This window comes from Arcicella sp. GW822-FHT02H01 (genome assembly GCF_058802005.1).
The window spans coordinates 3159846-3178019 of record NZ_JBXANT010000001.1; the positions used below are offsets into that span (position 1 = coordinate 3159846).

General features: G+C 35.0%; 15 protein-coding genes. 10 read left to right on the forward strand and 5 right to left on the reverse strand.

The annotated features are described in order from the left end of the window. The 5 genes from AC1RNE_RS13440 to AC1RNE_RS13460 all read right to left on the reverse strand — a co-directional run bounded on the left by AC1RNE_RS13440 (position 1) and on the right by AC1RNE_RS13460 (position 5291). Positions 1-510 carry a DUF6702 family protein gene (locus AC1RNE_RS13440; RefSeq protein ID WP_492801444.1) on the reverse strand — a complete coding sequence of 170 codons (510 nt, stop codon included), beginning with the start codon at positions 508-510 and terminating at the stop codon, positions 1-3. A 157-nt stretch (positions 511-667) separates the two neighbouring features. Further along, positions 668-2059 carry an RIP metalloprotease RseP gene (rseP, locus tag AC1RNE_RS13445; protein WP_492801445.1) on the reverse strand — a complete coding sequence of 464 codons (1392 nt, stop codon included), beginning with the start codon at positions 2057-2059 and terminating at the stop codon, positions 668-670. Between the two features lie 89 nt (positions 2060-2148). Further along, on the reverse strand, positions 2149-3300 hold the full coding sequence (locus tag AC1RNE_RS13450; protein WP_492801446.1) for a 1-deoxy-D-xylulose-5-phosphate reductoisomerase: 1152 nt from the start codon (positions 3298-3300) through the stop codon (positions 2149-2151). Between the two features lie 282 nt (positions 3301-3582). Then, entirely contained in the window at positions 3583-4200 is a 618-nt protein-coding gene (locus tag AC1RNE_RS13455) for a rhomboid family intramembrane serine protease (protein WP_492801447.1), read from the reverse strand. A gap of 119 nt (positions 4201-4319) precedes the next feature. Continuing rightward, positions 4320-5291, reverse strand: a complete 972-nt coding sequence (locus tag AC1RNE_RS13460; RefSeq protein ID WP_492801448.1) for a polyprenyl synthetase family protein — start codon at positions 5289-5291, stop codon at positions 4320-4322. 137 nt (positions 5292-5428) lie between these two features. On the opposite strand from AC1RNE_RS13460, the gene AC1RNE_RS13465 reads away from it, so the two are divergent. The 10 genes from AC1RNE_RS13465 to porV all read left to right on the forward strand — a co-directional run bounded on the left by AC1RNE_RS13465 (position 5429) and on the right by porV (position 18085). Continuing rightward, on the forward strand, positions 5429-6262 hold the full coding sequence (locus AC1RNE_RS13465; protein WP_492801449.1) for an exonuclease domain-containing protein: 834 nt from the start codon (positions 5429-5431) through the stop codon (positions 6260-6262). 195 nt (positions 6263-6457) lie between these two features. Further along, positions 6458-6787, forward strand: a complete 330-nt coding sequence (gene nuoK / locus AC1RNE_RS13470) for an NADH-quinone oxidoreductase subunit NuoK (RefSeq protein ID WP_492801450.1) — start codon at positions 6458-6460, stop codon at positions 6785-6787. A 55-nt stretch (positions 6788-6842) separates the two neighbouring features. Beyond that, on the forward strand, positions 6843-8744 hold the full coding sequence (nuoL, locus tag AC1RNE_RS13475) for an NADH-quinone oxidoreductase subunit L (protein ID WP_492801451.1): 1902 nt from the start codon (positions 6843-6845) through the stop codon (positions 8742-8744). 61 nt (positions 8745-8805) lie between these two features. Beyond that, the gene (locus AC1RNE_RS13480) at positions 8806-10257 is read left to right on the forward strand and encodes a complex I subunit 4 family protein (protein ID WP_492801452.1); all 1452 of its coding nucleotides are present in this window, start codon (positions 8806-8808) and stop codon (positions 10255-10257) included. A gap of 73 nt (positions 10258-10330) precedes the next feature. Beyond that, entirely contained in the window at positions 10331-11746 is a 1416-nt protein-coding gene (locus tag AC1RNE_RS13485; protein ID WP_492801453.1) for an NADH-quinone oxidoreductase subunit N, read from the forward strand. Positions 11747-11748: 2 nt separating this feature from the next. Next, a complete protein-coding gene (locus AC1RNE_RS13490; protein ID WP_309922525.1) occupies positions 11749-12237 on the forward strand; it encodes a GtrA family protein in 489 nt (162 codons plus the stop codon). Positions 12238-12476: 239 nt separating this feature from the next. Next, positions 12477-12644, forward strand: a complete 168-nt coding sequence (locus tag AC1RNE_RS13495) for a PG1828 family lipoprotein (RefSeq protein ID WP_492801454.1) — start codon at positions 12477-12479, stop codon at positions 12642-12644. 109 nt (positions 12645-12753) lie between these two features. Then, positions 12754-13362 (forward strand): SprT-like domain-containing protein, encoded by a 609-nt coding sequence (locus AC1RNE_RS13500; RefSeq protein ID WP_309922519.1) that lies wholly within the window; start codon positions 12754-12756, stop codon positions 13360-13362. 44 nt (positions 13363-13406) lie between these two features. Continuing rightward, a complete protein-coding gene (gene porU / locus AC1RNE_RS13505; RefSeq protein ID WP_492801455.1) occupies positions 13407-16826 on the forward strand; it encodes a type IX secretion system sortase PorU in 3420 nt (1139 codons plus the stop codon). A gap of 95 nt (positions 16827-16921) precedes the next feature. Continuing rightward, complete coding sequence (porV, locus tag AC1RNE_RS13510) at positions 16922-18085, forward strand: type IX secretion system outer membrane channel protein PorV (protein WP_492801456.1); 1164 nt, start codon at positions 16922-16924, stop codon at positions 18083-18085. The last annotated feature ends 89 nt before the right edge of the window (positions 18086-18174 follow it).

The window sequence follows — 18174 nt, forward strand, 5'->3', positions numbered from 1 at the left end:
TTACTCAAAGCTAATGGCAAAAATCTTTGTTTTAGCATTGAAGATAAAGGACTTTTTTTCATCTTTTACAAAGACATTCACAATATTTGTTTGGTCTTCAAACATATCAACCAATACATCATTTTTAAGTTTTAATCCTGCAATGGCTTCATTCACGGGAACTTCTAAATAAATCCAAGTAGCCTCACCTTCTTTTTCTTTACCAACGTATTGAATCGCCTTTAGTTGATTAGTGGCATTCACCAACATAAAGTGTTTTTTTACGTATTGTTCTACCAAAGCATCATTTTTGTCATTGTTTTCAATAACAATTTTCTTGTTCTGATTGTCACGTGATATTACTTTCTCTAGGTCATCCGTAAACACCCTTAGACTCACTTCAAAACCTTTGCTTTTAGCATTATAACGCATTTCTGTAAGGCTAGTATGAAATGCATGAAAACCAGTATTACTTAGCTTGAAACTGCTTGAAAGGATAATGATTCCTAAAAGGGGGATAAACCGTTTCACAAATGCAGTTAAGCTAAATATCCCTAGCGAGGGACTTAAGTCCCTCGCTAGGGATAAAAGATTGAATTTAATAGTCTTCTTGAAGCCAAAAAAGCCCCTTCTCTGAAGGAGAAGGGGTTGGTTTTTTTGTATATTAATATTATTAATTACTATCATTCTATTTAAAAAACAATTTGAAGGCACCATTTCCTAATACAAAAACCATTAGTCCCAACAGGATTACTGTTCCTACTTGTTGAGCTCTCTCTAATACTTTTTCCGATGGTGGGCGACCAGTAATGATTTCATACAATAAAAATAATGCATGACCACCATCTAATGCAGGAATTGGCAATAAATTCATAAATGCCAACGCCATCGAAAGCAAACCTGTAAGCGTCCAGAAATTTAACCAATCCCAGTGAGCACCATACATTTCTGCAATTTCAAAAGGACCGCTCAATGCTTTATCAGCACGAACATCCCCCGCAAAAATCTTTTTAAAACCTTTTACATTTTTTACTACTACATCAAAAGCATCGTGAGCACCCATTACAAAGGCCTGTCCGATAGTATAATCCTCATGAGAGAATTTAATCAAACGTTCCATCGCAAAACCAAGCTTTCCTTCTTTGGTAACAGTAATATCCATTGTATCAACTTTGCCTTGTCTTTCGATACCAAAAGCTACTTTTTTGCCAGCATATTTTGTTAGGCTGTCTTTTAATAACTGATAGAAAACTACGGGCTGTCCATTCATACTTACAATTTTATCACCTGCTTTCAAGCCCGCTTTATAAGCTGGCAATTCTTCTGAATCTGTCGACTTCCCGAATATCTTGCTTAATAACGACGGCTTTTTAGGCTCAGTAACTTGTAAAATCTTGAAAGGATACAAAGGTTGAATAAATTGGTCTTTTTGGTCAGATAACTTATTCAAAAAATCAGATGGAATTACCACTTCAATAATTTTTCCAGCACGTTCTACGGTATAAGAAACGTTATCATCCAAAATAGCACCGCCTATTTCGCTATATTCTTTAAAATCTTGTCCGTTTACTTTTAATACTTTATCGCCAGTTTTAAAGCCAACTTCTTGTGCTAAACTTCCTGCGTAAATACCGTTTTTGTTTAATTCATCTTTAGAGATATAATTATTTCCCACTTTGTAATTAATACCAAAGTAAATAACAACACCCAAAATAACATTGACGATAATACCACCAAGCATCACGATTAAGCGTTGCCAAGCTGGCTTGCCACGAAATTCCCAAGGTTCTGGAACAGCAGATAATTTAGAAGCATCTTGGGTTTCATCAATCATCCCTGCAATCGAAACATAACCACCCAATGGAAACCACCCCAAACCATATTCTGTATCACCGATTTTCTTTTTGAATAAAGCAAAGTTCAGCACCGTAGGTACTGGGAATAAGAAATCAAAAAATAGGTAGAATTTATCAACACGCATTTTGAACCATTTTGCGGTAATATAATGCCCAAATTCATGTAAACTTACTAAAATTGACAGTCCTAAAATTAACTGTCCCGCCATAACTAAACCGTCCATTTGCTAAGTGTTATCTCGTAAAATTTAATTGACTATTTACGATTTGTGTTTTGAGATTTCTTTACTGATTAAATAAATATTTATAAATATCAAACTAGCGTTTGGGCTAGTCTTCTTGTTTCTTGGTCTGTCTGTATATAATCGTCGATAGTTGGCTGAGGAATAAATGTTACTTTACTCATACAGTTTTCGATAAGGTCTGACATCTCTAAAAAGCCGATTTTATCCTGCAAAAATGCTTCAACGGCAATTTCGTTGGCTGCATTCATGATACAAGCAAGGTTACCCCCTTTGTCCATCGCTGCGAAAGCTAATTGCAAGTTACGAAATGTTTCGGTATCAGGTTGTTCAAATGTGAGAGACGGATATTTTGTGAAGTCAAAACGTGGAAAATCCGACTTTAGTCTGTTAGGAAAGCCTAAAGCAAATTGAATTGGCAATTTCATATCGGGCAAGCCCATTTGTGCTTTCATTGAGCCATCTTCAAACTGCACCAATGAATGGATAATAGACTGAGGATGAACTACTACTTCGATTTGAGAAGCCTTTAGCCCAAACAACCATTTTGCCTCAATTACCTCAAGTCCTTTATTCATCAAACTGGCCGAATCAATCGTGATTTTAGCCCCCATTACCCAGTTTGGATGTTTTAGGGCTTGTGCTTTGGTCACGTTCAATAAGTCTTCCCGTTTTTTCCCTCTGAAAGGCCCACCAGAAGCAGTCAGAATAATTTTTTCTATAGGGTTATGAAATTCACCTACTAAGCATTGAAAAATAGCAGAATGTTCTGAGTCAACAGGGTAGATGTTTACGCCTTTTTCTTCGGCAAGTTTAGTGATTAATTCACCTGCCACCACTAGGGTTTCTTTATTCGCAAGGGCAATGTGTTTACCTGCTTCAATGGCTTTGATAGTGGGTAATAAGCCAGCATAGCCAACCATCGAGGTAAGCACAATATCAATAGCATCCATCTGAACCACGGCTTCTAATGCTTTTGCACCAGCATACACCTTGATACCTGCGGGGTCTAAGATAGCATGTACTTTATCATATAAATCGTCATTACCAATTACTACGCAGTTAGGCTTGAAAGCTAAGCTTTGTTCAATCAATAAATCAGCATTGTTCTGAGCAGTTAGTACTTCAACTTCGAAAATGTTTTCGTTTGCTTTTATTACTTCTAAGGCTTGTGTTCCGATTGAACCCGTTGAGCCCAAAATGGCAATTTTTCTTTTTTGCATAAATTATAAGTAGCTATCAGCTATCAGCCGTAAGCTATGAATCTTATTAAGTAATTGAGCGATTTAATGAATGAGTAATTTAGAGATTAACACCTTTAAACCGCGGTGACAGACCGCCCACAAATTACTCTTTTTCATTATATCATTTAATTTTGACTCACTATTTATCAGACAATTAGCTAATAAAATATCAATTATATTTAAAGGTATTTATTAAAAGCTTGGTTAGAAATCACAAAGAGGAATGTTGTTTACAACTTCCATTTGATTTATGGTATAAAATTAAAGACTCCAGCCTAGAATTTGATTAATAAAGTGCGAAAATAATGAGGGTTGTAAGAGTAATGTAAAAGCAACCCCAAAAGCAGCACCATATAAGTGGGCAGAGTGGCCAATATTATCTAAATTTCGCTTAGACATATAGTATGAATAAGCTGAATATAAAATAGCATATACAAAGCCTGGCACTGGAAAGAAATACACATATATCTGAGCAGTAGGCTGAAAAAGTATGGCTGAAAATACTACTGCCGAAACCCCACCTGATGCGCCTAGGGCATTATAATAACGGTCATTTTTATGGTCTGCATAACTTGGAACATTGGCCACGATAATACCAACTAAGTATAATACAGCATATAATAACGAACCAATATCAGAACCAAAAATGCCTGAAAAATAATATGCTACGATATCTCCAAAGAAATATAAACTCAGCATATTAAAGAATAAGTGTGCATAATCAGCATGTAGAAAACCTGACGTTAAGAAACGATAATATTCTTTGTATTGCTTTACTGAATAAGGATTCATAATCCATTTATTCATAATGGATTGGTTGTTCCAAGCATAAAGGCTGAGAGCAACAGTAATTCCAATAAAAATGAAAGTTAATGACATATTATTTTTTTAGAATATCTGTGGAAAAATATATTAAGTTACAATAGGTTTGTTTTCATAAAACAAAAGCAGTCGAAACAAATGGTTCGACTGCCACAATATTTCTTGACAAATTTAAGCTAAACCTCTCTATCAATCAAAGTTTCAGTGAATGTTCGTAACACAGCCTTTCGTTCATCATCTACCTTTAGTGAATCTAGGGCTTCAAAGGCTTTATCAAAATAAGCATTTATCTTAATTTTAGCCAATTGGTCTATTCCCAAGCAATCATAAATAGCAGTAACAGCTTTTACTTTTTCAGTCGCATCAAATTCTTCTAAAGACAGCCATTTGTTTAATTCAATTTTTGTATCGCCTGTCGCTTTTTCTAAGGCTTCTATCAGCATAAAAGTCTTTTTATTAGAAATAATGTCACCGCCTACTTGCTTGCCAAATTTTTCAGGGTCACCGTAAACATCCAATAAATCATCTTTCAATTGGAAGCCTAAGCCAATATTTAAGCCAATATTATATAATAAATCACAAGATTTGTCGCTTGCTCCGCCAATGATTCCGCCTAATTCTAGGGCATATCCTAATAATACCGACGTTTTCAACTTTATCATTTCCAGATATTCTTCTTCACTAACGTTCTCACGTTTTTCAAAATTCATATCCAGTTGCTGACCTTCACAAACTTCTGCGGCTGTACGATTAAATCTTTTTAATGCTTTTTTAAAGCGCGCATCTTCCACAAACATCAATAATTCATAAGCTTGTACTAACATTACATCCCCAGAAAGAATGGCAATATTATCATTCCATTTGGCATGCACAGTAGGTTTCCCCCGACGCAACGGCGCTTTATCCATGATGTCATCATGCATTAAAGTAAAATTATGGAATACTTCCACAGCACTGGCAGGTTTTATTGCTTTTTGCCAATCGTCTGTGAATAAGGCTGTTGCCATCAAGGTCATTAATGGACGCATTCTTTTACCACCCAATGACATTAAATATCGAATGGGTTCATATAATTCTTCGGGATGTTCGCCGTAAGTTTGTTGGGAAAATTCTTCGTTGAGAGCTTGTACGAATTGTGTAAGTTTCATTTAATAATTGATGGTTCTTCTTATTAAGAAGTAACGCACTTCATGTTAGAAATGTTATGAATTGCCAAAAATAGAAAGAAGAATTTAAACTCTCACTCGTTTCAGATTTATTTTGGCTAACTTTGCAAAACCTCTAAATGAGGTCTATATTATTTATGCTCAACCATCAGCTCAAACTCCGTAAACCTCTTGCCGTTTTCGATTTAGAAACGACAGGTGTAAATGTTGTAAAAGACCGTATCGTAGAAATCAGTATTGCCAAAGCCAATATTGATGGCACAGTTACGGTGAAAACCCGTCGTGTAAATCCTGAAATACCTATTCCTTTGGAGTCATCTTTGGTACATGGTATTTATGATGAAGACATTAAGAACGAACCTACCTTTAAACAAATAGCCAAATCGATGGCTCAGTTTTTAGAAGGGTGTGATTTAGCTGGTTTTAATTCAAATCGTTTTGATGTTCCTATCTTAGTAGAAGAATTTCTTAGAAACGAGATAGATTTCGATATTAAAAACCGTAGGCTGATTGATGCACAACGTATTTTCCATTTGATGGAACCACGCACTTTGTCGGCTGCCTATAAATTCTATTGCAAAAAAGAATTAATCGATGCTCACTCGGCAGAGGCTGATACTATTGCTACGCTCGAAGTGTTAAACGCACAAGTAAAACATTATGAAGGCGTAAAAATAAAGGATAGTCACGGAGTGGAGATTGAGCCTGTAAAAAATGATATGGATGCCTTGCATGAAATCACTGCAGCTAAACTCGTAGATTTTGCCCAAAGAATGGCTTTCAATAAAGAAGGAATTGAAGTAATCAATTTCGGCAAGCATGCTGGCAAGCCAGTTGTACAAGTATTGAAAGAAGAACCATCATATTATGATTGGATGATGAAGGGTGATTTTCCGATGGATACCAAGAGAAAACTCACAGAAATAAAGCTTAGAGCTTTCAATAACAAGTAAAATAGCAAAAGACAAAGGTCTGGGCAGAATAAACCTACACTTTTGTCTTTTGTTTTTATGCTTTTATCAGTTTTTCCTTAATTTTGCTGATAAGTTTTCATAAGTACATTATAAGATTCAATAAACAAGTAGTGCTTTTTGATTTAGCAAAATAAGTTTCGTTTAATTAAGTTCTCAAGCAGAAACGCTATACTCATGCAACAAATACCTGATGTCATCCGTGAAATAGATTTGAACTATTATGTCTGGTTCAGTACAGCCTTATTTTGTATCGGAATTATTGGCGTATTAACACGCCGCAACGCAATCATCATCTTCATGTCAGTTGAATTAATGCTCAATGCCGTAAATTTATTACTGGTAGCATTTTCATCTTATAAAGCTGACCCCACTGGACAAATCTTTGTATTTTTTATCATGGCAGTAGCCGCAGCCGAAGTAGCTGTTGGGCTTGCTATCATCGTGATGATTTATAGAAATATCCAGACAATTGATGTTGGTTTGTTGAATAAATTGAAATGGTAATTTTCCAATTTAAAACATTATCATCTCAAATTTAGAAAACTTTCAAATTAGAATTATGTCTCTAATTACACTCATTCCACTATTTCCCTTAATCGGCTTCCTTATCAATGGAATCGGATTCCGCCATGTTCCTAAATCTTTAGCTGGTATTATTAGCTCTGCGGCCGCATTTGCCTCTTTTGCTTGTGCTTTAACCTTGTTTTTAGGCTTTAATGGTCAACCTCAGATTGTTCATTTGTTCGACTGGATTACAGTTGGCACCCTGAATATCTCAATGTCATTTCAGCTAGATCAACTTTCGTTGTTGATGCTTTTAATCATTACAGGGGTAGGAACGCTAATTCATATTTACTCTATTGCCTACATGAGTCATGATGAAGGTTTTGGTAAGTTTTTTGCTTTTCTAAATCTCTTCTTGTTCTTCATGCTTTTACTAGTATTAGGTTCAAACTATGTAGTAATGTTCATTGGTTGGGAAGGCGTAGGTTTATGTTCATATTTATTGATTGGTTTCTGGAATAAGAATAGTAATTACGGAAATGCCGCACGTAAAGCCTTTATTATGAACCGTATCGGTGACTTAGGTTTTCTATTAGGTATTTTCTTAATAATTACTCATTTCGGTTCTGTTGAATATTCAGAAGTATTTAGAAGAGTAGTGGAAGATGGATATTCTTCTGGCGACAAAACATTGTTTTATATTACGATTCTTTTGTTCGTTGGAGCAATGGGTAAGTCGGCACAGATTCCATTATATACATGGTTGCCAGATGCAATGGCTGGCCCGACACCAGTATCTGCTTTAATCCACGCAGCTACGATGGTAACGGCTGGTATTTACATGATTATTCGCTCGAATGTGATGTATTCACTAGCACCCGAAACGCTTGATATTGTAGCTTGGGTAGGGTTGGCTACTGCTTTGTTAGCGGCTTCTATTGGTCTTTTCCAAAATGATATTAAAAAGGTATTGGCTTACTCAACGGTTTCACAACTAGGTTATATGTTTATGGGCTTGGGAGTAATGGCGTATTCTTCTTCATTTTTCCATGTAATGACTCACGCATTCTTCAAAGCACTTTTGTTCTTAGGAGCGGGTTCGGTGATTCACGCCATGTCTGACGAACAAGATATTCGTTCAATGGGCGGGCTTCGTAAAAAATTGCCAATTACCTTCATTACCTTCTTAATTGCTACCATTGCTATCTCTGGTATTCCTCCTTTCGCAGGGTTCTTCTCTAAAGACGAAATCTTAGCACACGTGTTTGAACATAACAAATTGATGTGGGCTTTTGGTGTGTTTGGTTCAATAATGACATCATTCTATATGTTCCGTTTATTATTCCTTACATTTTTCGGAGAATTCAGAGGAACAGAAGACCAGAAACATCATTTGCACGAGTCACCCCTTGCGATGACAGTCCCATTGATGATTCTTGCAGTACTTTCAGCAATAGGCGGATTCTTTAATTTTCCACATATTTTTGGTGGTCACGCTAGTTTAGCAGAATTTATGGCTCCATTGTTTGAGCAATCAGCTCTTGAACACGTAGCTGTTGATGAATCTCTTGAAATAAAATTAATGATTGTTTCAGTAATAGCTGCTTTGGTTGCTGCTGGTGTTGCCTACTTCATATACGTTGTGAAGAAAAATATTCCATTAGCTGAAGGAGAGGAGACAGGTTTACAGAAAGTAATTTACAATAAGTATTACATAGACGAATTGTACAATGCCATTTTTGTAAAACCAATCACAGCACTTTCTAATTTCTTTACTTCGGTTATTGAGTTCATAGTAATTGATTTAATTGTAGAAAGTATTGGAAAATTAGTAAAGACACTCTCTAGCGAAATTCGTTTGCTTCAAAGTGGAACAACAGGTTATTATATTTTTGCAATGGTACTATCTATTGCAGTCATATTAGTTTGGGGCTTGAAAAGTTTCCTTTGGGTATAGATTAAAGACAATTAAATACATTGAAAGATTTGCTCATTACAAATCCGATTGATAAAAAAATATGCTAACACTTTCTCTCATTCTTCTTCCCATTATTGCAGGGCTAATTACATTAGTCATCAAGGGAGAAACCGCTAAAACTGTTGCCCTTGTCTTTGCTTTTGCTGAGTTGGCTTTAGGAGCATACTTGTATAAATCATTTGTGCCAGATGCTACTTCACAATTTAGTGTTAGTTACGACTGGATTCATTCTGCAGGGATTAAGTTTTCTGTAGGAGTAGACGGTATCAGTTTGATATTGGTATTTCTTACCACTTTAATGGTACCATTTATCATCCTTTCTACTTTTGGGAATAATTACGCAAATGCCTCAAAACTGCATGCATTGATATTGTTTATGCAAGCGGCACTAGTAGGCGTATTTACTGCTAAAGATGCTTTCCTTTTCTATTTCTTCTTTGAAGCCGCTTTGATTCCTATCTATTTTATTGCAGCTATTTGGGGCGGAGAGAATCGTATTAAAATAACATTCAAGTTTTTTGTTTATACATTGTTTGGTTCTTTGTTTATGTTGTTGGCATTAGTATACTTGTATTTACTAACACCGGGGACGCATTCTTCAGATATTAATGTGATTTATCAATCCGCAAAAGGATTAGAAATATCAACGCAGAGTTATTTATTTGGCGCATTTTTTATTGCCTTTGCTATTAAAATGCCCCTTTTCCCCTTCCATACTTGGCAGCCAGATACTTATCAGGAAGCACCAACGGCAGGAACTATGCTTTTGTCGGGTATTATGTTGAAAATGGGGGTTTATGGCTTGATTCGCTTTATCTTACCAATTGTTCCACTAGGTGTTGAAAAGTGGGGCTTTGTTGCTATCATCCTTTCGGTAATTGGTATTATTTATGGTTCGGTGATTGCTATTCAGCAAAAAGACATGAAACGATTGATTGCCTACTCATCATTTGCACACGTAGGGTTGATGTCGGCAGGTATTTTTTCAAGAAACCTTGACGGTATTCAAGGAGCGTTGATTCAGATGTTGGCACACGGTATTAACGTAGTTGGTTTATTCTTTGTGGTAGAAATTATTGAAAGAAGAACAAAGTCGCGTGAATTACCACTTTTAGGAGGAATTACACAAACGACTCCAAACCTGACAGTATATTTCATCATCCTAATGCTAGGTTCAGTAGCTTTACCGCTTACCAATGGTTTTGTAGGTGAATTTTTGTTATTGAAAAGTGTGTACGAGTTTAATGCATGGATAGGAGCAGTAGCAGGATTAACCATCATTTTAGGGGCAGTTTATATGTTGAGAATGGTTCAGAAATCAATGTTTGGTTATACTTCTCCGATTACAGAAGGATTCGCAGATTTGACTTTTAATGAAAAAGCAGTATTGTTACCGCTTTCATTCTTAGTAATTGCTTTGGGCATTGCACCGAATATTTTCTTAAAATTAACTGAACCAGCTGTTAGCCAATTATTATCAATCATCAAATAATTTGATTATTGGATTTGTGAAATTGTTTTTGCCTTTTCAGAAATTCAACTATTCAAGTTTTCAAATTTGAAACATGAACGCAATTATAGCATTATCACTCTTCGGGATTTCTAATCTATTTTTAGGTTTTTTGAACAACCGTAAAATATTATTACCAGCTACGCTAGTTTTTGTCCTTATTGCTCTTGGATTAAATTTCGCAGACTGGAATCACGAATATTATTGGTTCAATAATATGTTGAAAACCAATAATCTATCAGTCAACTTTGTTTCTATCATTTTGTTGTCAACCTTACTTGTAGTAGGTATCTCTCGTAGTTTTGGTGATGACGACGAACACTCGCATCCAGCCGAATACTATGCTATTTTGTTGTTTTCTACGGTGGGTGCTATCATGATGGTAACTTTCGAGAACCTGATTATGCTTTTTGTAGGCTTAGAAATCCTTTCTGTTTCAATGTATGTATTGACAGGGTCAGATAAACGTAGTTTACGTTCAAACGAAGCGGCGTTGAAATATTTTTTAATGGGTTCTTTTGCAACGGGAATTTTGTTGTTTGGTGTAGCATTGGTTTATGGTGCAACAAGTTCATTCGATATTCATGGAATAGGATTGGCAGTAGCTCAGGCAAAAGAACAAATGGGTGGTGCATACGGTCCATTGTTGTATGCTGGCGTAATATTGATAATGGTTGGCTTGCTCTTTAAAATTTCGGCAGCACCTTTTCACTTCTGGACACCAGATGTGTATGAGGGTGCACCAAGTATCTTTACAGCATTTATGTCAACAGTAGTTAAAACTGCAGGTATTGCAGCTACTTACCGTATTTTATCAACGTGCTTCCCTTCAGTATATGGTTTGTGGGGAAATCCATTAGTCTATATTGTTTGTGCAACGTTAGTAATTGGTAATATCTCTGCCGTTTATCAGCAAAGTTTCAAGAGAATGCTAGCTTACTCTAGTATCTCTCATGCTGGATATTTATTAATCACGGTTCTAGCTAAAAGACCTGAAACAAACTCTTCGCTTTTGTTTTATTCACTCGCTTATGCGATTGCTACTATTACAGCCTTTGCGGTGTTAATTGTAGTCTCAGAAGCAAAATCTAAAGGAGGAAAAGCGGATGAAAGTTTTGATTCCTTGAATGGGCTAGCCAAAAATAATCCATTATTAGCATTTTCTTTAACGGTATCAATGTTGTCTTTAGCAGGAATACCTCTGACTGCTGGTTTCTTTGGTAAGTTTTTTATCTTTAGTGATGCTTTCTCTAACCCTTCAGTATTGTTCAAAGGAATTCTTATCCTTGCCATTTTGATGTCCGCGGTAGGGGTTTATTATTACTTTAAGCCAATCATTGCGGCGTATATGAAAACAGGAGAAACAGAGAAAATAGAACTATCACCGTTTTATAAATATATCTTAATTCTAACAACAGCGCTGACTATTATATTGGGAATAGCTCCTGATTTAGTTAAAAATATCTTTTAATCTTGTCGAATTCAAAATTACTTAACAAAAAGGATCTAATCGTTTACTTTTTGGTTGCTGGAACAGGAGTTGTCATTCAGCTAGTTTGTAGTAGCCTCTTTCAGTCTTGGTTTTCAATAAGTTACGAAGCAAGCATTGCTCCCTCGTATTTTATTTCTTTGATTGCAGGTTTTATCCTCACTAAACTATTTGCATTTAATGCTCGTAAGTCAAGCCAAACTCGCCGTGAAGTAGTGAAATACTTAATGGTAGCTACTTTTTCGGGAGGAGTAACTTGGTTTTTCGCTACTTTCTCTTACAGAATTTCAAATCATTATTTCGAAATTTTCCATTACTTAATCCCTTTTTCAAAAAAGGTGATTAATGTAAATCAACTAGTTTGCCATTTAATTGGTAACGGTTTTAGTTTTATGTCAAACTATACACTTCATAAAACTTTTACTTTTAAAGACACGGGCTTCTATGACCGATTAAAGAAGCTAGTTTTGTGAAATATAAATATTTTAATATTTAATTTTATTTTTTATTGTTGGTCTGCTCGTTGAATTCATAAAAAGATATTAAAATAAAAGAGATTTTAAGGTTTTAATTGTACTTTTCTTTGATTAAACACTGTAAAAGGTAGATTTTTTACCAATTATTAAGAAATACTTAAAATTTATTTACAAATCCTTGCATGGAATAAAAGTTGTACATAAATTTGTATCAAACAAACCCCAATCACAACGAAATGAAGAAATTTTTTGCATTCGCTTTAGTAGCTGGTATGATTTCATTAGCTGCTTGTTCAGAAAAGAAAGCTGAAACTACTACAACTGATACAGTAACTGTAGATACTACAACTGTAATTGATACTGCTGTTGTTGATACTGCTGCTGTTGATACTACAACTAAGTAATTATCAGTTTCCTTATGGAAAGAAAAAAGCCTTAACCTAGTTAAGGCTTTTTTTATGACCTCGTGTATTTCCTTCAGAAATCAACGAGGTTTTATAGTATATTAGCATCATGAAAAAAGAATTAGAAGTTTTTCAAAAATATTTCCCGAGCACAACTATTAATTACTGTTTTGACTTGTGGAGAACATACCAATTTAACTTTAAAATTACTCGCACCCGCCAATCCAAATTAGGTGATTATTCCTTTAGAAGAGATAAAGGACATCAAATTACGGTGAATGGCGATTTAAACCCCTATTCTTTTCTAGTAACTTATGTTCACGAAGTAGCTCACTTAGCTACTTTTAAACAATTTGGGAATAAGCCAAAACCGCATGGTAAAGAATGGAAAAAGTATTTTAAAGATTTATTTGTGCCATTATTGAATGAACAAATTTTGCCTATAGAGATAGTTATTCCATTGAAAGAATATCTACAAAATCCCTCTGCGACTACTCAGAGCTATTCGCCATTGATGAAAGAGTTGAGAAAATATGATCAATTATCGGATGATTGCTCAAAAATAATTTTAACAAATCTGGAAAAAGGCGAAATATTTGAATTGAATGGAAGGTATTTTGAAAAAGGAGATTTACGCAGAACACGTTTCTTGTGTACAGATAAAGCTAATGGCAAACGGTATGTAGTTTCGGCCATTGCGATGGTAAAAAAAATATAATTTTTGAAATCAGCTTACGTTTAAATAAAGTAAAAAATGTAATCTTGAAAAAATCACTTATAAATAGTATTCTATTTTTCCTTTTCTTTTTTCCTTTAAAAAACTATGCTCAAAATTCAGTATTGGCAAAAGGTAATTGGATAAAAATTGGGGTAAAAAATAATGGAGTTTATCGATTAGACGCTGAGTTTCTACAACGAAATGGCTTTGATTTAGCTAAAATCAATCCTCAAAATATTCAACTCTTTGGCAATGGTGGAGGAATGCTCCCTCAAAGCAATCTACAGAATAGGGCTGTTGATTTAACTGAAAATAATATTTATATTGAAGGAGAAGCCGACGGAAAGTTTGATGCCCAAGATTTTATTCTTTTCTACGGACAAAGTCCGAACAAGACCTATTATGATTCCGCAACGGGCTTGTTAAAGCACCAATTCAATATTTATGCTGACACTACTTTTTATTTTTTAACCCTTGCAGAAACTAAAGGATTAAGGATAAAAGACCAAGCGTCTGTAGCCGCTACGAACAATATCTCAACATTTGATGATTACGTTTTTCATGAAGTAGACCAAAAAAACATTTTGGCACAAGCCCCTTTTGCTGGTTCTGGCAGAGAATGGTTTGGTGAAGAATTTTCGGGAACTAATGAGCAGGTTTTTGCTTTTAATCTTCCAGGAATTATCGCAACTTCAATGGTAAACATAACTTGTTCGGCAGTAGTATCGGCTTATGGGCAAACAGACTTTGTTATAAGAGCCAACGAGCAGAATTTGGGCAGAATGGCAATGTCGGCAATAGGTAGTGACCGATACGATTATAAAGGAGCCAGTGCGACAAAAAGTTTTAGTATTAGCGGTAGTGCCTTTGCTAGTACAGATGCCTTTAGAGTTGGCCTAACTTATGATAAAAAAACACTTACTTATGGCGTAGGATACTTAAATTATTTAGGTATTCAGACAAAAAGAGTTTTGAAGTTATATAATCAACAGACGATTTTTAGGGCTATTGAAAGTATAAACTACCCAACCGTAAATTATGTCATTGAGAAGCCCATAGCTACCTTTAAAATTTGGGATATTACTAATCCCCTACAAGTACAAAATCAGGTATATTCTTCACAAAACCAGTCCGTAAGCTTTGGACTTACTAGCCAAATACTCAGAGAATTCATCATTTTTAGCAATGCTGATTTTCTTGTTCCAGTATCGACTCAGAAAATTAATAATCAAAATTTACATAATATTGATGTTCCTAATTTAGTAATAGTTAGTTCACCTTTGTTGAGAACCCAAGCCTCACGTCTGGCAGATTTTAGAAGAGAGCATGATAAATTATCGGTACTGGTGGTGTCGCCAGAAGAAATTTATAACGAGTATTCTTCAGGGAAACAAGATATATCAGCCATTAGAGATTTTTTGAGGAGTCTTTATCAAAGAAAGCCTGATACCATCAAATATTTATTGCTTTTTGGGGACGCTTCTTATGATTATAAGAAAAGGCTGAGCGTAATTAATGATGAAACCAAGGCTATTTTAATACCCACTTATGAAAGTAGGGAATCATTACATCCTATTTTTAGCTATTCTTCAGATGATTACTTTGGCTTTTTACAGGATAATGAAGGTGAATGGACGGAGAACCAAGCTGGAAATCATAGCCTTGAGATTGGAATAGGTAGATTGCCTGTTAAGAATATAGAAGAAGCCAAGCAGATAGTAGATAAGTTGATAAATTATGGTACGAACAAAAATACAATTGGGCAATGGCGAAGCAAATTAGCTTTTGTGGCTGACGATGACGATGGTAATATTCACCAGCAAGATGCAGAGGCTTTTGCCACTATGATAAATATATTTTCGCCAGCTTATCAAACAGGGAAAATTTATTTAGATGCCTTTCCTTTGGTTTCTTTACCCGAAGGACAGCGGTCGCCCTTAGCCAATAATGCGCTTAATCAAGCTTTTCAGCAAGGGTCGTTAATTGTGAATTATAATGGTCATGGGGCTGAAACTGGTTGGACTGACGAACAAATATTGACGTTAAAAGACATACAATCTTGGACAAATTTTAATAATATGCCCTTGATGCTTACGGCAACTTGTCAATTTGGTAGATTTGATGACCCCAATCAGATTTCAGGAGCCGAGTTATCTATTCTGAACCCTAACGGTGGTGCAATTGCCTTATTAACCACCACACGACCTGTTTATCAAAACACTAATTTTTTTATTAATCAGGCCTTTTATCAAGCTGTTTTTACGCCTATTAATGGAGTAATGCCAAGATTAGGGGATGTGATGGTTTATACAAAAAATAATAGTTTGCAAGGAGTATTGAATAGAAACTTTTCATTGTTGGGTGACCCATCTATGAAATTAGCTTATCCTGAACATGAAATAGCCTTTGTGAAAATAAATGGAAAAGAAATAGCCAAAGCCGATACTTTAAAAGCCCAAAGCAAAGTGAAAATTGAAGGCGAAATAAGACTGCTAGGAACACAGACAAAGGTAAATACATTTAGTGGAAAAGCTGTTATTACAGTTTATGACAAAGAAAAGAGTATTTCGACCAAGGGAAACAAGGGGGCAAAGTTCAATTATCAAGATTTTACTAACATTTTATTTAAAGGAGAAGTAAGTGTTTTGAATGGAAGCTTTACTAGTTCTTTTGTTGTTCCTAAAGATATTAATTACCAGTTAGGAGAGGGTAAAATCTTTATGTATGCTCAAACTACTGATGGGGCACTCGATGCTTCGGGTGCATTAAGCCCTATGATAGGAGGAGCAGATAATCGTTTGGAACAAGACAATACTCCACCCAGTGTAAAACTGTTTTTAAATGACTTATCTTTTATTGATGGAGACTTAACGAATGAGAGTCCGATTTTTTTAGCTAATATTGCAGACGAAAATGGTATTAACATCGCTAGTGAAGGATTGGGTCATGAACTATTATTAACGGTTGATGATACGCTGAAAATAATTGTAAATCAATACTTTATTGCTAATAAGGATGATTATAGAAGCGGACAAATAAAGTATCAAATCAAGAACTTAATAGCAGGGGAACATCAATTAAAATTAAAAGTTTGGGATACCAATAATAATTCCACTGAGTCTTCGTTACGATTCAGAGTCAACGCCGAGAGTGAAAATACATTAAAAAATGTATTCTGTTTTCCAAATCCAACAAGTGAAAAAACTACTTTCAGTTTTGAGCATAATCAAGAAGGAGATGATTTTAATGTAATTATCGAAATTTTTGATACTTTTGGGCATCTAATTAAACAAATAAAAGAAAATGCTTACCAAGTAAGCACACCATTTAATAAAATTTCATGGAATATTGTAGAAGATTCTGTTTCAAATGTAACTGGTAATTACTTTTATCGTATTTTTGTAAAGTCACTAACAACTGGATATCAAGCAAATGGAAGTGGCAAGATTATCTCGTTAAAATAATTTCCAGCAAAGAATATTTGGATAAATTTTGTAAAAAAAGGTTTATTGACTACTTTTGATATGCCTCGTTCCAAGAAACTTTAACCTTAAAGACAATGATTAAAAAAATTACCAGCGCTCTAAGAGTGACCCTGTTGTTTGGATTAACAGTGCCCGCTGTGAACGTCTTTGCTCAAACTCAAACTGAATTTACTAATGCACCGTCTCCAGTTATTCAATCTTTAATAATTACTCCTGATGCCCGCTCGGCAGCAATGGGCGATGCAGGGGTAGCCCTATCGCCAGGTGATGGCGATGCGAATAGTATTTTTTGGAATCCAGGAAAAATCCCTTTTTCTGGGAAAGATATGGCTGTTTCTGTATCATATACGCCATGGCTACGCCAATTGGTTAATGATATGGGGCTTTTGAATGCTAGTTTTTATAAAAAAATTCAAGCAAATCAAGCACTAGGAATATCAATTCATTATTTTGATCAAGGTAAATTTCAAGCGACTGACGGTATTGGAAACTCTTTAGGAGATTTTTCTTCAAAAGAATATTCAATCTCAGCTTCTTATTCTCGTAAATTATCTGAAAAACTTGGACTTGGTGTAAATGTAAAATATATCAATTCTCAATTGTTTCCGATTACAGCTAATGCAATTGTTGTACAGAACGAATCTACAGTTGCTGCGGACATTGGTTTATTTCACACTTCAAAAAGAGATAAGCCTTGGAATTATAACTGGGGTGTAATGATTCAAAATATTTCAGGCCGCGTTTCTTATGGCTTATCAGAATCTAATTTTATTCCGACTAATTTTAAAGCAGGTTTTGCGGCTATCAATACGATTGATCAACACAATAAGTTGACATTGACAATGGATATCAACAAATTGATGGTGCCTACTCCGAAAAAAGTTAATAATGTACTGCAACAACCATCAACAGCTATTGGGGGTATTTTGGGCTCATTTGGTGATGCTCCAGACGGATTTAGTGAAGAATTGAAAGAAATCAATGTTTCTTTAGGAGCAGAATATTTATACAATGATTTATTTGCACTAAGAGGAGGTTATTTCTATGAAGATGCTTATAAAGGAGGTCGTAAGTATTTTACAGCAGGTTTTGGTGTAAAATTAGAAAAGAAATTTGGGTTAGATTTTGCCTACTTAATTCCAGTATCAAGTGGAAACGCATTAGCACAAACACTTAGATTAAGTTTACATGCTACTTTTAATTCAGCTCCAAAAGTGGCAACGACAACAACCAAATAATTTTGTATAAAATATTATTACAATAATAGAATGAATGGCATCTCGAACGAGATGTCATTTTTTTTAGTTTAAAATATTAGCCTATACCA

Bases quoted from the DNA above. Each gene is read 5' to 3' on its own strand.
- rseP (WP_492801445.1), bottom strand. From the start codon at position 2,059: ATGGACGGTTTAGTTATGGCGGGACAGTTAATTTTAGGACTGTCAATT.
- AC1RNE_RS13450 (WP_492801446.1), bottom strand. From the start codon at position 3,300: ATGCAAAAAAGAAAAATTGCCATTTTGGGCTCAACGGGTTCAATCGGA.
- AC1RNE_RS13455 (WP_492801447.1), bottom strand. From the start codon at position 4,200: ATGTCATTAACTTTCATTTTTATTGGAATTACTGTTGCTCTCAGCCTT.
- AC1RNE_RS13460 (WP_492801448.1), bottom strand. From the start codon at position 5,291: ATGAAACTTACACAATTCGTACAAGCTCTCAACGAAGAATTTTCCCAA.
- AC1RNE_RS13465 (WP_492801449.1), top strand. From the start codon at position 5,429: ATGAGGTCTATATTATTTATGCTCAACCATCAGCTCAAACTCCGTAAA.
- nuoK (WP_492801450.1), top strand. From the start codon at position 6,458: ATGCAACAAATACCTGATGTCATCCGTGAAATAGATTTGAACTATTAT.
- nuoL (WP_492801451.1), top strand. From the start codon at position 6,843: ATGTCTCTAATTACACTCATTCCACTATTTCCCTTAATCGGCTTCCTT.
- AC1RNE_RS13480 (WP_492801452.1), top strand. From the start codon at position 8,806: ATGCTAACACTTTCTCTCATTCTTCTTCCCATTATTGCAGGGCTAATT.
- AC1RNE_RS13485 (WP_492801453.1), top strand. From the start codon at position 10,331: ATGAACGCAATTATAGCATTATCACTCTTCGGGATTTCTAATCTATTT.
- AC1RNE_RS13495 (WP_492801454.1), top strand. From the start codon at position 12,477: ATGAAGAAATTTTTTGCATTCGCTTTAGTAGCTGGTATGATTTCATTA.
- AC1RNE_RS13500 (WP_309922519.1), top strand. From the start codon at position 12,754: ATGAAAAAAGAATTAGAAGTTTTTCAAAAATATTTCCCGAGCACAACT.
- porV (WP_492801456.1), top strand. From the start codon at position 16,922: ATGATTAAAAAAATTACCAGCGCTCTAAGAGTGACCCTGTTGTTTGGA.